The sequence below is a fragment of the Agathobaculum sp. NTUH-O15-33 genome, assembly GCF_033193315.1.
GTDB lineage: Bacteria > Bacillota > Clostridia > Oscillospirales > Butyricicoccaceae > Agathobaculum > Agathobaculum faecihominis_A.
In genome coordinates this window covers 1231234-1246099 of sequence record NZ_CP136187.1, presented here as the reverse complement: position 1 = coordinate 1246099, position 14866 = coordinate 1231234, and the positions used below count along the sequence as shown (strand labels likewise).

Below are 14866 nucleotides of genomic sequence, written 5' to 3'. Positions count from 1 at the left end.
TCATACGGGCAGCGACCAGATCGTCAAAGAAACCCTTAAACATACTGCATTCGCTCCTTTCTTCCGTTTACTTGAGATCGCTCTTCCTGATCTCTGGTACTATCATACCCGGAATAAGAAGGAAATGCAAGCGGCAGAGTTTATGAACCTTGCATAACAGAAGAAGCTTTATTTTGTGCAATATCGACAAAGTGTTTCAGCAGTTCACATAGTTTTAACCGTTTGTTTATATGCAGTTCATACAAAGCATCAACGGTACTCCGCGGCGAGCTTTTCAAACAGGGGCAGCGCGCGGCGGATCGTTTCGGTTTTGACGCAGTAGGAAATGCGCACATGACCGGGCGCGCCGAAGTCGGCGCCGGGCACGAGCAGCAGGTCGTATTTTTTCGCGCGTTCGCAGAAGGCGACGTCGTCCGGTTCGAGCGAGCGCGGGAACATGTAAAACGCGCCGCCGGGCTTAACGCAGGAAAAACCGCAGGCGGTGAGCCCCTCGTACAGCAGGCGGCGGTTTTCCTCATAGACGCTCAGATCGGCCGTTTCCCCGGCGCACTTTGCCGCGACGCGCTGAAACAGGCTGGGCGCGCACACGTAGCCCAGCACGCGGCCCGCGCCGCAAACGGCGGCGTACAGATCGCCCGCGTCCGCCGCTTCGGGCGGCACCAGCACATAGCCGATGCGCTCGCCGGGCAGCGAGAGCGATTTGGAGTAGGAATAGCAAACGATCGTATCCGCGTACAGCGCGGGCAGGAAGGGCACCGCCGCGCCGTCGTACACGATCTCGCGGTAGGGCTCGTCGGAGATCAGATAGATGGGGTGGCCGTATTCGGCTTCCTTGGCCCGCAGCAGACCGGCGAGCCGCCGCAGCGTTTTTTCCGAATAGACCGCGCCCGAGGGGTTGTTCGGAGAATTGACCACCACGCCCTTGGTGCGCGGCGACAGGCGCGCTTCCAGCGCGTCGAAATCAATTTGAAAATCCGTTTCGCACGGCGGCACGACCACGCACTTCGCGCCCGCGCCGCTTTCCAGAAAACAAACATATTCCGGAAAATAGGGCGCGAACAGGATAAATTCGTCCCCCGGGCAGGTAAGCGCCTTGAAAACGGCCGAAAGCGCGGCGGCGGCCCCCGCCGTCAGATACAGGCAGTCGCCGGTGTAGGCGGCGCCAAACCGGCGGTTGATCGATTCGGCGAGCGTGCGCCGCACCTCCGCGTCGCCCTGCGCGGAGGTATAGCCGTGCGCCGCCACCGGGTCGGCCTCGGCCAGCTCCTCAATCGCGCGGCGCACCGAATCGGGCGCGGGCACATTGGGGTTGCCGAGTGAAAAATCAAACACATTGTCGCGGCCCACCTCGGCCGCGCGGCGGTTGCCGTATTCAAAAATCTCGCGAATGGTCGAGCGCTTTTTGCCCAGCGCCGCCATGCTTTCTGATACCATATCGTTCCTCCCCTTTCGGATTTTTTTATTATAGCACAGTGGGAAAGCCCTTGCAAGGCACGGCGGCCGCTTGCGGTCAAGCAGCGCTACACACGCTGTGGGTTATGCGTTATGTAGGGCGTGGTGCCCTCACCAATGTCATTTAGTTAAGGGAAATGCATACAAATAAACAAAGCGATCACCGAGATAGTAGGGCGCGACGCCCTCGGCGCGCCGTCTCGAAGGGATGTAACACTTCCTCTGAAACCATGTACCTTCGCTCGGCCATACCGGCCTGTTTGATGCTCTCACTTATCCCGGTGCTTCACTCTCGGCGCGCCGAGGGCGTCGCGCCCTACATTTTCAGTGATTGCAATAGTGTGCCGTCCGCGTCAATGCGCAAGCGCAAAAAGAGGCCCGTTGCGAAAAGCAACGGGTCTCTGTCGAATACAATTTAATAATTCTCGGCCTTGACCTGAAAATACGCCTGCGGATGCGCGCAAACCGGGCAAACCTGCGGCGCTTCCTTGCCTACCACGATGTGGCCGCAGTTGGAGCACTGCCAGATCGCGTCGCCGTCCTTGGAGAAGACCAGCTTGTTCTGCACATTGCTCAGCAGCTTGAGGTAGCGCTCCTCGTGCTCCTTCTCGATGCGGGCAACGCCCTCGAACAGGAACGCGATGTCCTCAAAGCCTTCCTCGTGCGCTTCCTTGGCGAAGGTAGCGTACATGTCGGTCCATTCGTAGTTCTCGCCCTCGGCGGCGGCCTTCAGGTTGGTCTCGGTGTCGTCGATGCCGCCGTTGAGCAGCTTGAACCACATCTTGGCGTGTTCCTTCTCGTTGTTTGCGGTCTCTTCAAAAATATTAGCGATCTGAACGTAACCGTCCTTCTTCGCCTTGGATGCAAAGTAGGTATACTTATTGCGCGCCATGGATTCACCCGCGAACGCGGTCTGGAGATTGGCCTCCGTCTTGCTGCCCTTTAAATTTGCCATTGTAGCATTCTCCTCACTTTTATGATAGATTTCAAAGACGGCTTTTGCCCGCCTAATTGATGAAATTATTCCCCGCGGCACGCGGCGCATACGCCTTCAAATAAAATATCGTACCGGTCCACCTGAACGCCGGAAGCGTCCTCGACCTGTCCGATCAGGTCGTTCAGATACGGCATCTGTACATCGAACACCGCGCCGCACCCCGTGCAGCGGACATGGTAGTGGTCGCACACATTGAAGTCGAACCGGTCCGCGCCCGAAGGAATCGGCACGCGGCGCACGGCGCCCTGCGCGGCAAGCTGGTTTAAATTACGGTAAACCGTGGCTTTGCTGATCGAGGGATGTTCCTTGGCGACGACCTCGTAAATCGTTTCCGCGGTCGGATGGTCGTGCATGCTTTGCACAGTGCGCAGCACAATTTGCCGCTGAACAGTATTTCTGGTTTGCATGGGATCACCCACTTTCTAATTAGGAGCTTATCTTAATTAAGATTATAACCTTCTTTTCCTCTCTTGTCAAGTGTTCCCCGAAAAAACAGAAAAAAACCGTTTTGGTTGTAAAAAATCCACTATCGCAGGAGCTTCATCGCTTCGGGCGTGTCGATATCGCACAGCTCCCTGCCGCTTAGCACCGGAACGGAAACATAGGGGTGCCGGCGCAGCACCTCGCGCCCGCCCTGATCGCCCGTGAGCGCGTAAAGCTCGGGCACCAGCGCGGCGGAGAACATCACCGGGTTGCCGCGCCGTTTGCCGCAGGTCGCCGCGGCCGCCTCCACGCCGGGCGCGGCCGCGTCCAGCAGGTTATGGACGGTCGTGTTGCTCAGGAACGGCTGGTCGGCCACGGCAAATACCACGAAATCCTCCGGCGGCAGCGGCCCCAGCGCGTCCAGCCCCGCGCGGATGGTATAAGAAAGCCCCTTTTCGCTCTCGTGGCACATCACGGTGCGCAGGTGAGGCATGATGCGCGTTTCGAGCCAAATCGCGGAATAGCGCGTAACGACGGTAAGCGTCGTATCCTCCCGCACACAGGCGGTATGGTAGAGCATTTCCAGCCCGTACCTGTACATCTCGCAGCCGCCCCGCATCCTGCGCAGCAGCTTGTTTTCGCCAAAGCGGCGGCTGCTTCCGGCGGCTAAATATATGATATGCTTACGCATCCCGTTTCATCATCCCCATCAAAACCTTTTCCGGCGTAATGGGCAGCTCGCGGTGCCAAACGCCGGTCGCGCGGGCCACGGCGTGCGCGATCGCGGGAGAAGGCGTGTTGATGACGATCTCCCCGATCGACTTCGCGCCGAACGGCCCGGTCGGTTCGTAGCTGGATTCAAATTCCACGCGCAGGCGGCCCATATCGAGGCGGGTGGGTATCTTATATTCCATCAGCGAATTTTCCGCGATGCGGCCGTTTTCGTCATAGGTCACATTTTCGGTGAGCGCCATGCCGATGCCCTGCACCAGTCCGCCTTCGGTCTGCACGCGGGCAAGGTTTGGATTGACCGGCGTGCCGCAGTCCACCACGGCGACGTAGTCGAGCAGCTCGACCGCGCCGGTCTCCCGGTCCAGCTCGATCTCCGCCATGCCGACCATGAAGGGCGGCGGCGAAACGGGCGAGGTGTGCGAGCAGGTCGCCTGCGCGGCGGTTTCGCTGCCGCACATCGATTTCGCGGCGATATCGCCCAGCGCGACAAAGGCGGTTCCGTCCAGCCGGTGCACGGCGCGGCCGTCGAACGTCACCTCGTCCGGCGCGCAGTTCAGCATGCCGGAGGCGATGCGGCAAATACGCTCCCGCAGCTCGGCGCACGCCTGCTCGACCGCCTTGCCGGTCACATAGGTGGTGGAGGAGGCGTAGGAACCGGAATCGTAGGGCGAAGCGTCCGAATCCGCGCCGAACACGGCGATATCGTCCACCGGGCATTCCAGACACTCGGCCGCCATCTGCGCCAAGATCGTGTCGCAGCCCGTGCCCATGTCGGCCGCGCCGATCGTCAGGTTGTAAAAGCCGTCGTCGCTGAGCTTGACCGTGGCCGAGCCCACGTCCACCCCGGAGATACCGGAGCCCTGCATGGCCATGGCCACGCCCGCCGCGCGCACCTTGCCGTTCCCCATGTCGCGCACGGGGAACTTCTTTTCCCAGTCAAACAGCGTTTTGGCGCGCGCCATGCAGCGGTCGAGCGCGCAGGCGTTCGCGGGCTCGCCGTAGTAGGCGGGCATGCGCTGGCCCTCGCGCACCATGTTTTTCTCGCGGATGGCGACCGGGTCAATTCCCAGCCGACCGGCAAGCTCGCTCACCGCGCATTCGACCGCGAAGGTGCCCTGCGTCGCGCCGTAGCCCCGGTACGCGCCCGCGGCCTGCACGTTGGTGTAGACCACATCGTACGCGAAGCGGAACGCTTCCAGATTGCCGGTGTACAGCGGGATCGACTTATGGCCGGACAGGCCGACCGTGGTCGGCCCGTGCTCGCCGAACGCGCCGGTGTTGGACAGCGTGTACACATCGAGCGCGCGTATGGTGCCGTCCTTCATCGCGCCCAGACGGACGGAGACCTCCATCTCGTGCCGGGGCGAACCGGCGATCTGGCACTCCTCGCGCGTATAGAGCATTTTGGCGGGCCGCCCGGTTTTCCACGTGACGAGCGCGGGGTACACCTCGGCCACGACCGTTTGCTTCGCGCCGAAGCCGCCGCCAATGCGCGGCTTTTCCACATGGATTTTGGACTTTGGAATGTCCAGCGCGTTCGCCAGAATGCGGCGCACGTGGAACACAATCTGCGTGGAGGAAACGATATGCAGGCGGCCGTACGCGTCGATCTCCGTGTAGGTGCGGAAGGTCTCCATCATGGCCTGCTGGCACGCCTTGGTATGATAGGTGTGCTCGATCACCTCGTCGCAGGCGGCGAGCACCGCGTCCACATCGCCGTCCTCGCAGGCGTCGCTCGCGCACAGGTTGCGCCGGTTGTCCGCGCCGACCGGGCAGAGCGAGCGCCAGTTTTCCTCCGGGTGCACCAAAACGGCGTTGTCCTTGGCCGTGTGGATATCGAGCACCGGCTCCAAAACCTGATACTTGACCCGGATCAGCTTCAGCGCCTGATCGACCGCCTTTTCGCTTTCGCCCGCGACCACCGCGACCGCGTCGCCCACAAAGCGCACGCGCCGGTCGAGAATCAGCCGGTCATAGGGCGACGGCTCGGGGTAGGTCTGCCCGGCCATGGTAAAGCGCTTTTGCGGCACGTCCCGGTAGGTGTAGGCGCACACGACGCCCGGCACCTTCATGGCGATGTCCGTGTCGATCTCTTCAATCAGCGCGTGCGCGTGCGGCGAGCGCAGCACCTTGACCACCAGCGCGTCCCGCGGCGTGACATCGTCCACATAGGCGGGCTTGCCGAGCAGCAGGCGCATGGCGTCCTTTTTGCGGATGGGCTTGCCGACTGTTTTGTAGCTTTGTTCCATTGCCGTCAGCCCTCCTTCCTGAAATCTAAATAAGCGCGGATGCCGCGCAGCTGTCCCTCGTACCCCGAGCAGCGGCACAGGTTGCCCGCGAGATACGCGCGAATCTCCCCGTCCGTCGGGTCGGGGTTTTCGCGGAGCAGCGCGATGGTGTTCATCACAAAGCCGGGGTTGCAAAAGCCGCACTGCTCCGCGCCCTGATCGGCGATAAAGCCGATGAAATCCTTAGCTTCGTCCTGTAGGCCCTCAAGCGTCTGCACGCTGCGCCCGTCCGCCCGCGCGGCGAGGACGGAGCAGGATAAAACGGGCGTGCCGTCCAGCAGCACGGTGCACAGGCCGCAGTTCGCGGTCTCGCACCCGCGCTTGACGCTGTAACATCCGTGGTCGCGCACAAAATCAAGCAGCAGCGTGTCCGCGGCAACGGACGCGGTCAGCGCCTTGCCGTTCAGTGTCAGTTTGATCTCCATTCGTCAGCCCTCCCCCAGCTGTATCGCGGCGCGGCGCACCAGCACCCGGCAGATTTCGCGGCGGTATGCCGCCCCCGCGCGCCGGTTGCCGCCCACCGGGCAGCGCGCGGCGATGTCCTCGGCAAAGGCGCGGGCGGTCTCTTCGGTCACGCCGGACCCGAAAAAGCCCTTATCATCGTGAAACGCCACGGCGGGCATGGGCCGCGCGCCGACCGCGCAGGTGTACGCCCCGCCCTGCTCGGCGAGCGCCACGGTCAGCACGGGAAAATCGGTGGAAACATTGCGCTGCGACAGGTAAACGACGCGCTTTTCCGTTTTCGGCACGATGACGCGCACCAAGATATCGCGCGTGGTGCGCGGCATGTCCACAAATGCCGCAAGGGGCATGATCCCCGCGCGGTGCAGCTCCACCTTTGCGTCCAGCGCCAAAAACAGCGTGAGCACATCGGAAAAGCCAAAGCGGCCGTATAAGCTGCCGCCTACCGTCGCGCAGTTACGAAACTGCACGCCGACGATATGCTCCACCGCCCCGGCCATCGCGCCCTGCGTCAGCGCGTGCAGGCCCGCGTGGGTTTCCAGCGCGCGCAGCGGCACCATCGCGCCGATGCGGTATTCGTCCGCGGTTTCCTCCACCGTGTCCAGCCCCAGCGCGCCAAGGTCGATCGCCGTGCCGACCTTCCGCCGCTGCATTTTCAGCCAGAGCATACCGCCCAGCACCACGTTGTTTTTCTTTTGGCAAAGCTCGTAAGCCTCGTCGAGGCTTTCGGCCTTCACATATTGACTGATCGTAAGCAAGCGTCTTACCTCCGCATTCCGGTACATATTCTAACATATTGTTGCCTTTGTTGCCTATATTATAGCATTTCCCCTGATATAAGACAAATACAAAATGCGGCGCCTAAGATTGTGCGCCGCCCGGCGCGGAGGCAAAGGGGGGAGAAACAACCTGAGAGGTGTACACGATTTGGGCTTCCCCCGACGAGGGGAAGCTGGCACGGCGAAGCCGTGACTGATGGGGGGCGTAAGGGCGGGCGTTCATGCGGTGCGTGGCTCGGCGGTTCGCTATTTTTGGAGGCTCGCTGCGCTCGCGATGAAATGCGCGGCAGTAGCCGCGAAGGACGATTGCGCCGCCCGGCGCGGGGGCAAAGGGGAAGGAACAACCTGCGGCTTTTCCTTCCCCCTTGACCTCCATTCTTTTCCCTTCTCCTGTATGGGGGCGGCGCTTGCCGACCTTTTGCTATGCATGCGGTTTGCTGCGTGCCGTACCGAGTGCCTAGGGATTCAGTGGACGGGTTACTCCGCTCGGCCGGACCGGCCTGTTTTAAGCGCCCACATGCCTCGGCGCTTCGTTTTCGGCGGAGTGCGGTCACTCCGCCCTACGCTAAACGGTTGGCGTTGCCGTAAATGGGCGATCACGCACCGAGGCTGTAGGGCGGGCTGCCCCAGCCCGCCGCACGCGGCTACCGCCGCGCATTTTATCGCGAGCAAAGCGAGTTTCCTCTTTTATATTCATTTTGTTTAGTCGGGTCGACTGCGCATTACGGCGACATGCCTCTATGCAATGCACAAGAGCGTTATTGTTATATGTTTGCTCAAAATATTAGTCAATAGCTCTATAACGCAGACAGCAAAATGATGCAAGAACATTTATAATGAATATACAATAGAACTTAAAAGAGGGATAAAATATGAAGCTTCTGATGGGACAGCGCGTGAAAACGGCGCGAATCAGCCGTGGACTGACCGGCGAACAATTAGCGGAATTATGTCACATCAATGCGACTTATCTTCGCCAAATCGAAGCAGAGCGAAAGACGCCCAGTCTGCCGGTATTTATCAGCTTATGCGACGAACTCAAGGTATCGCCAACCTACTTGCTTACCGATGTGCTGATAGAAAACGAACTAAGCGATTTTGGCGTACTTTCGGATCTATGGCAGAGCGCAACGCCTGTTCAAATTCAAATTGTGACCGCTATGGTGCGCAGTGCATTGGAGCAACTGTAGTTTGGCATACCGAGCGGCGGAGTGGGTCACTCCGCCCTACAAGCGGGATGCACAAGGCTGTCGTAGGGCGGCGTGACTCACGCCGCCGCTCGCGGCTACCGCCGCGCATCAAATCGTGAGCGAAGCGAACCACCGATTAAGCGAAGCGCCAGCAAATGTGGGCGCGCCAAACTTGGCCGATCCGGCCGAGCGGAGCAACCTGTCCACTGAATCCCCCGGCACCCGATCCGGCACCGCGACAAATTGTTTATATGACAAAAGGGCGGCTCGTGCCGCCCCCATACAGGAGAAGGGAAAAGAATGGAGTTCCAAGGGGAAGGGAAAACCGTAAGGTGTTCCCTTCCCCTTGGCCCCCGCGCCGGGCGGCGCGACGTTCCCTCGCGGCTACTGCCGCGCATTTCATCGCGAGCGCAGCGAGCCACCAAAAATAGCGAACCGCCGCGCCACGCATCTCATGGCCGCCCACCCTTACGCCCCCCTTCAGTCACGGCTTCGCCGTGCCAGCTTCCCCTCGTCGGGGGAAGCCCAAATCATGCACTTCGCTCGGGTGTTCGCCCCCGCGCCGGGCGGCGCGTTCGTCCCCCGCGGCTACCGCCGCGCATCAAATCGCGAGCGCCAGCGAGCCTCCAACCATACAAAAAACCGCGCCGCATTTCGCATGCGGCGCGGTTTTGTATTGAAACGTTACGCTTCCTTTTTCTCGTCCTTCGGAAGCAGGATGTTCAGGATGATCGCGACGAACGCCGCCGGAACGATGCCCGAACCGCCGAAAACGAGCTGCACGGTCTGCGGCAGGCCGGAAAGCGCCGCGCCGTTCGCGCCAAGGCCGTAGCCTAGGCCGAGCGCGACCGATACGATTGAAATGCTGCGGGCGGTCAGCGGCTCCTTGGTGATGAGCTGAATACCGCTCATTACAATGGAGGCGAACATGATGACCGCCGCGCCGCCTAAAACGCTCTGCGGCATGATGGAGATGACGGCCGCAAGCTTCGGGAACAGGCCGCACAGGATGAGGAATACCGCGCCGCACGCGAGCGCGAAGCGGTTGACGATCTTGGTCATGGTGACAAGGCCGACGTTCTGGCTGAACGAGGTGTTCGGCAGCACGCCGAACAGCGCCGCGAACGAGGAGCCGAGGCCGTCGCACACGATGCCGCCGGAAAGCTCCTTGTCGGTCGCCTCGCGGCCCATGCCGCCCTCGGTCACGCCCGAGATGTCGCCCACGGTCTCGACCGCGGTGACGATGAACATGATCAGCACCGGCACAATCGCGCGCAGGTCAAACACCGGCTTTACCGGCAGGATGGCCGGCAGCGAGAACCAGCCCGCCTCGGCTACCTTATTCCAATTCAGCACCCACGCCTTGGTGTATTCGGCGCCGTCCGGCCCGATCGCGGTGGTAGGCAGGAACATCGGCAGGATAGCGCAGATGATATACCCCACGATGATGCCAAGCAGGATGCACGACGAGGACGCCATGCCCTTGCAGCCGTGCTTGAACGCCAGAATGACGATCATGACGACAAGGCCGATCAGCAGGTTTTCGACCGAGCCGTAATCCTTAGCCGCCGTGCCGCCGCCGAATGAGCCCACGCCCACGCCGATGAGCGAAAGGCCGATGGACAGAACGACCGTGCCCGTGACGACCGCGGGGAAAAACCGGCGCAGGGGTTTCAGGAAGAAGCCTAAAACCGTTTCAAACAAGCCGCCGATAATGGACGCGCCCATAATGGCCGCGTAGCCCAAAATGCCGCCTCCCATCACGTCGGCCACGCTCTTGAATACGCCGATGAAGCCCGAGCTGGTGCCCATGATGATCGGCACCTTGCCGCCGACCGGGCCGATGGCGAACAGCTGAATCAGCGTGACGATGCCCGCGATCAGCATGGCGTTCTGCAACAGCGATACCTGAATGGCCGCGAATTCCTCCGCGCCGCCCCCTGCGGCGCACACGCTGGTGATGATGAGGATGGGCGTCAGGTTGCCGACGAACATCGCCAGCACATGCTGAAGGCCCAGCGGGATCGCCTGACCCAGCGGGATTTTGCCCGTAAAGTTATACGGGCCGAAAAAGTTCTTTTCGTTTTCCATTTTTGTCCTCCCTGTTTAATTTTGTGAGACGAATAATAATTATTATAGCAAAAAATCCTTCTCACTCCCACAGGGTTTGACAAATTTCTATCGAAAAATGATTTTTTCTACATTTCAGTCAAGCGTGCAGGTAAAAGCGCCGCCCGCCTTGTCCTGTTTGACCGATAAACCGGGATAAAGCCGCCGCAGCGCCGCCTGCAAGGCGGGCGCGTCCATCGCGGCGGGGCGCGCTGCGCCGATCAATCGGCCCGCCTCCATGAGCAGCAGCCGGTCGCAGTAGCGCAGCGCGAGCGCGGGATCGTGCAGCACGGCGGCGCCCGCGCCGCCGGTTTCCGCCAGCATGTCGCGCACCATGCGGAACAGGCGGTGGCTGTTTAAAAAATCAAGCGCGCTGTTCGGTTCGTCCAGCAGCAGCACGGGCGCGTTCTGCACAAACAGCCGCGCAAGCTGCGTCAGCTGCCGCTGGCCCTCGCTGAGAAGGGCGCAGTCCGTTTCCAGCAGCGCGGTCAGGCCGAACCGCGCGGCGGCTTCGCGCACCCGCGCGCGCTCCTGCGGGCCGAGCCGCCCCAGAAAGCCCGCGCGGGCGTAGCAGCCCATGCCGATCACCTCGCCCACGCGCACGCCGGGCATCACCTCGATACGCTGGGGCAGCATGGCGATGCGCTTTGCCCGCTCGCGCACGCGCAGAGCCAGCACAGGCTCGCCCCGCACCAGCACCTCGCCCTCCGTTCTGCCCGCCGCGCCGACGATGCCGCGCAAAAGCGTGGTCTTGCCGCAGCCGTTCAGGCCCAGCACGCCAATCAATTCGCCCGCCGAAACCGAAAAGGACACGCCCCGCACGACCGGCCTATCGTACCACACCGTAAGCCCCCGCACTTCAAAGATCGTTTCCATGCCGTTCCCCCTTTCCCCCGCACAGCAAGAGCGCCAGCAGCGGCACCGCGAACAGGATGGTGAGAATGCTCAGCGGCAGCTCCGCCCCGGGCGACAGGCCGCGCGCCAGCACGTCTGCCGCGACGATCAGCACCGCGCCGGTCAGCCCGCACAGCGGCAGATACAGCCCCGTGCGCCGCCGCGCGAGCAAAAACGCGATATGGGGCGCGATGAGGCCCGCGAACGCGATCACACCCGTCAGCGACACGACGGACGCGACCAAAAGCGTCGTGAGCGACAGCAGCGCCGTGCGCCACACCGCCGGGTCCAGCCCCATGCAGCGGGCGTTTTCCTCGCCGAGGGACAGCATGGCCGTTTGCCGCCGAAACAGCAAAAGCAGCAAAAGCGGCGGCAGCACGCCCGGTAAAACGGCGAGCACCTTATCCGCCGTGACGGAGGCGAGGCTGCCCATGGTCCAAAACTCCACGGCGGCAAGCTCGCGCTCGGGGTCGGCCACGGTTTTCAGCACCATCAGCCCCGCCTCCGCGACCGACGCCACGATCACGCCCGCGAGGATATAGGTTCCCGTGCGCTCGGTGCGCGACAGGCGCACCAGCAGCAGCACGGCCACAAGCGACGCCATGCCCGCCGCGAACGCGCCCGCCATGATTTGCAGCGTGCCGCCCGCGCCGAGCACAATGGCGCACGCCGCACCGAACGACGCGCCCGAGGCGACGCCCGTCAGATCGGGCGACGCGAGCGGGTTGCGGAAAATCGTTTGGTACACGCCGCCCGCAAGGCCGAGCGCCAGCCCGGCCAGCACGCCCATGGCGACGCGCGGCACGCGCAGCATCCAAAACACGCGGCTTTCGAGCGTGTCCCGCAGCCCGCCCGCGAGCAGCCGCCCGATTTGGGAGACAGAAAGGGGAAAGCTGCCGACGCAAACGGAAACGAGCGCTATAGCGCCCAAAAGGGCGCACGCCGCCAGCGCGGCGGCAAGGTCTCGGTCTATCCGTTTCATCGGGCTTTCCCCTTTTCCTTTATTTCGTGATCAGCGCCGGGTCGAGTGTGAAGCCGTAAAAGGTCTCGTAAAACGCGGCCGCGTCCGCGGTGAAATCGTCAAGCGCGTAGCGATCGGGATGCAGCGCGCTGGTCAGCCACATCGCGCCCAGAATACCGGAGGGGATAGGCGAATCCCACTCTTCAACGCCGGAGGGCATCTGGTACACCGCGCCGTTTTGCACCGCCGTCACGCCCGCGAGCTGCGCGTCGTTTTTGATATCGTCCACCGTGTAGTCCGCGCCGGAGGGGGCGACGATCACGTCCGGGTCCATGGTCAAAATATCCTCGTAGGATACGCGGGTCCAGTAATCGCCCTCGACCGACGCGGCGGCGTTCTCGCCGCCCGCCAGCTCGATCAGCCCGCTTTGGTACATGCCGGACGGCGCGGCGGTCAGGTACGTCGCGTTGCCGCCCATATAAACGGCGGGCTTATCCGCGCCTTCCGTCAGCTTTTGCAGCGCTTCGCGCTTTTCGACGTAATATTGGAGCAGCGCCTCCGCCCGGTCCTCCACGCCGCAGGCCGCGCCGATCAGCGTGAGCATTTGCTCCAAACCGTCCTGCGTTTCCGGGTCGACCACAAGCACCGGAATGCCCAGCTCGGTCAGCGTGTCCGCGTGCTCGCGCAGCTTTTTGGGCATCAGCACCAGTTCGGGCGCGAGCGCCGCCACGGCCTCCACGTTAAACTCCTTCATGGACCCGACCTGCGCCTTTTCCAGCAGGCCGGGTGCGGCCAGCTTATAGATCGGGCGGGAATCCGCCTTTTTTTCCAAACCGATCACGCGGCCTGACACGCCAAGGGCGATGGTCGCGTAGGTGGTCACATAATAGCAGCTGACCAGTGTTTCCGCCGGTTTTTCCAGCACGACCTCGCGCCCGGCCTGATCGGTCAGGCGAATTTCCTGCGTTTGCGACTGGCCCTGCTGCGGCTTTTCGTCCTGCCGCCCCTGCTTCGTCCCGCACGCGGCCAGCGATACCGCCAGACACGCGCATACAAACAGCGCGGCCAGCCGCTTCATCCATTCTCTTTTCATTTATGGTTTCCCCCTAACTATTGTCAAACGCAAAGCGTCATTCTTGTTTGAGAATGACGCTTTGCAAAAAAATTCTCCGATCATTCCGGCAATGTCATTCAGTTAAGAATAACTGACTGCTAACAACATAGCGCCGCCCTTTGGCCTCCCCCCGGCGAGGGCATATGCGTAAACTTAAGCAGCGTATGCATTTGGGCTTCCCCCGACGAGGGGAAGCTGGGCCGCGCGAAGCGCGGGTCTGATGGGGGGCGCATGAATTGGCAGCATTGATGCGCGTGGCGGCCTTAAAGTGCGCTATTCGTTACGCCCCCCATTCGTCACGCGCCTGCGGCGCGCGCCACCTTCCCCTCGTGGGGGGAAGGCTAGATCGCGCGTTGCTTAAGTTTACGCTTATGCCCTCGTGGGGGGAAGGCCAGAAAGCGGTCTTTGGCCCCCGCGCATTGCTTAAGTTTACGCATATGCCCGCCGTGGGGAGCCCAAAGGGTGTTTGCTACCCAGTTATTACTTGCTCATTCTTAACTGAATGACGTTGCGGTTACTCCGGGAAATATTTTTGAAACGCGGTTTCCGCCGCTTGGTCGACCTCGCGCACCATGGCTTCGTACCGTTCCAGAAAGGCCCGCCCCTGCTCCGTCAAGGCGGAGCCGCCGCCGTGCGCGCCGCCGGAATGGCGAACGAGCAGCGCGAAGCCCAGCTCCCGCTCGGCCTGCCGCAGCGTTTTCCACGCCTTGGAATAGGCCATGCCCATTTGATCCGCCGCCTGTTGGAGCGACCCGGTCGCCCGCACGCCCTGCATTAGGCGCATCGGGCCGGGGCCAAAGCTCTTGTCCGCGCGGTACAGGCGCAGGGTCAGGCGGTACCGCAGCCCATCCATCAGTCCCTGAAATAGACGGTTTGCGTTTCGCAGTCCATGCCGTCCACGATGGCGAGCGATTCCACGCGCACGCCCCGGTCGCGCAGCTTTTTGCCGCCGCACTGAAAGCCCTTTTCGATCACGATGCCGATGCCCGCGACGTTCGCCCCGGCGGCCTCCGCGATCTGGCACAGGCCCATGGCCGCGCAGCCGTTGGCCAGAAAATCGTCCACGATCAGCACGTTTTCGCCCGGCTGGATGAACCGGCTGGCCACGATGACCTCGTACTGCCGCTTGTGCGTGAAGGATTCGATCGGCGCGGACAGCATTTCGCCGTCCAGATTGATCGACTGCGTTTTCTTGGCAAACACGACCGGCACGCCGAAATACTGCGCGACGATCGCCGCGATGCCGATGCCGGACGCTTCAATGGTCAGGATCTTATCGACCGGCACGCCCTCGAACCGGCGCTTAAATTCCTTGCCCATTTCGTTGAACAGCGCGATATCCATCTGGTGGTTCAGGAAATTATCGACCTTTAGGACGTTTCCCTCTTTGATCACGCCGTCTTTTCTGATCCGCTCTTTCAATAGTTCCATATTACGCTTCCTTGCCCGTTCATAATATCTTTAC

The 14866-nt window shown here is 61.8% G+C and carries 14 protein-coding genes; 1 reads left to right on the top strand and 13 read right to left on the bottom strand.

Annotated elements, in window-relative coordinates:
• Window positions 1–249 precede the first annotated feature (249 nt).
• The 7 genes from RWV98_RS06490 to RWV98_RS06460 form a co-directional block, all read right to left on the bottom strand.
• Entirely contained in the window at window positions 250–1434 is a 1185-nt protein-coding gene (locus RWV98_RS06490; protein ID WP_317864625.1) for a pyridoxal phosphate-dependent aminotransferase, read from the bottom strand.
• Window positions 1435–1867: 433 nt separating this feature from the next.
• Entirely contained in the window at window positions 1868–2407 is a 540-nt protein-coding gene (gene rbr, locus RWV98_RS06485; RefSeq protein WP_317864624.1) for a rubrerythrin, read from the bottom strand.
• A gap of 65 nt (window positions 2408–2472) precedes the next feature.
• Window positions 2473–2856 (bottom strand): Fur family transcriptional regulator, encoded by a 384-nt coding sequence (locus RWV98_RS06480; RefSeq protein WP_317864623.1) that lies wholly within the window; start codon window positions 2854–2856, stop codon window positions 2473–2475.
• Between the two features lie 119 nt (window positions 2857–2975).
• Window positions 2976–3563 (bottom strand): nucleotidyltransferase family protein, encoded by a 588-nt coding sequence (locus tag RWV98_RS06475; protein ID WP_317864621.1) that lies wholly within the window; start codon window positions 3561–3563, stop codon window positions 2976–2978.
• Window positions 3556–5853, bottom strand: coding sequence for a xanthine dehydrogenase family protein molybdopterin-binding subunit (locus RWV98_RS06470; RefSeq protein WP_317864619.1), 2298 nt, complete (start codon window positions 5851–5853; stop codon window positions 3556–3558). Before RWV98_RS06470 ends, RWV98_RS06475 begins: the two co-directional genes overlap by 8 nt.
• Before the next feature lie 5 nt (window positions 5854–5858).
• Window positions 5859–6317: a (2Fe-2S)-binding protein gene (locus RWV98_RS06465; RefSeq protein WP_317864618.1), complete on the bottom strand. Its 459-nt coding sequence runs from the start codon at window positions 6315–6317 to the stop codon at window positions 5859–5861.
• Between the two features lie 3 nt (window positions 6318–6320).
• Window positions 6321–7112, bottom strand: coding sequence for an FAD binding domain-containing protein (locus RWV98_RS06460; RefSeq protein ID WP_317864616.1), 792 nt, complete (start codon window positions 7110–7112; stop codon window positions 6321–6323).
• Between the two features lie 893 nt (window positions 7113–8005).
• Between RWV98_RS06460 and RWV98_RS06455 the strand changes: the two genes are divergently transcribed.
• Window positions 8006–8323, top strand: coding sequence for a helix-turn-helix domain-containing protein (locus RWV98_RS06455; RefSeq protein ID WP_317864614.1), 318 nt, complete (start codon window positions 8006–8008; stop codon window positions 8321–8323).
• 684 nt (window positions 8324–9007) lie between these two features.
• Here the strand turns inward: RWV98_RS06455 and RWV98_RS06450 are convergent.
• The 6 genes from RWV98_RS06450 to RWV98_RS06425 form a co-directional block, all read right to left on the bottom strand.
• Window positions 9008–10414: a uracil-xanthine permease family protein gene (locus RWV98_RS06450; RefSeq protein ID WP_317864612.1), complete on the bottom strand. Its 1407-nt coding sequence runs from the start codon at window positions 10412–10414 to the stop codon at window positions 9008–9010.
• A 114-nt stretch (window positions 10415–10528) separates the two neighbouring features.
• Complete coding sequence (locus tag RWV98_RS06445) at window positions 10529–11308, bottom strand: ABC transporter ATP-binding protein (RefSeq protein WP_317864610.1); 780 nt, start codon at window positions 11306–11308, stop codon at window positions 10529–10531.
• Complete coding sequence (locus RWV98_RS06440) at window positions 11292–12308, bottom strand: FecCD family ABC transporter permease (protein ID WP_317864608.1); 1017 nt, start codon at window positions 12306–12308, stop codon at window positions 11292–11294. The genes RWV98_RS06445 and RWV98_RS06440 overlap by 17 nt, the downstream gene beginning before the upstream one ends.
• Window positions 12309–12327: 19 nt before the next feature.
• Entirely contained in the window at window positions 12328–13380 is a 1053-nt protein-coding gene (locus RWV98_RS06435; protein WP_317864607.1) for an ABC transporter substrate-binding protein, read from the bottom strand.
• A gap of 535 nt (window positions 13381–13915) precedes the next feature.
• Window positions 13916–14254, bottom strand: a complete 339-nt coding sequence (locus RWV98_RS06430; RefSeq protein ID WP_317864606.1) for a winged helix-turn-helix domain-containing protein — start codon at window positions 14252–14254, stop codon at window positions 13916–13918.
• Window positions 14254–14832 carry a xanthine phosphoribosyltransferase gene (locus tag RWV98_RS06425; RefSeq protein WP_280961041.1) on the bottom strand — a complete coding sequence of 193 codons (579 nt, stop codon included), beginning with the start codon at window positions 14830–14832 and terminating at the stop codon, window positions 14254–14256. Before RWV98_RS06425 ends, RWV98_RS06430 begins: the two co-directional genes overlap by 1 nt.
• Window positions 14833–14866 lie beyond the last annotated feature (34 nt).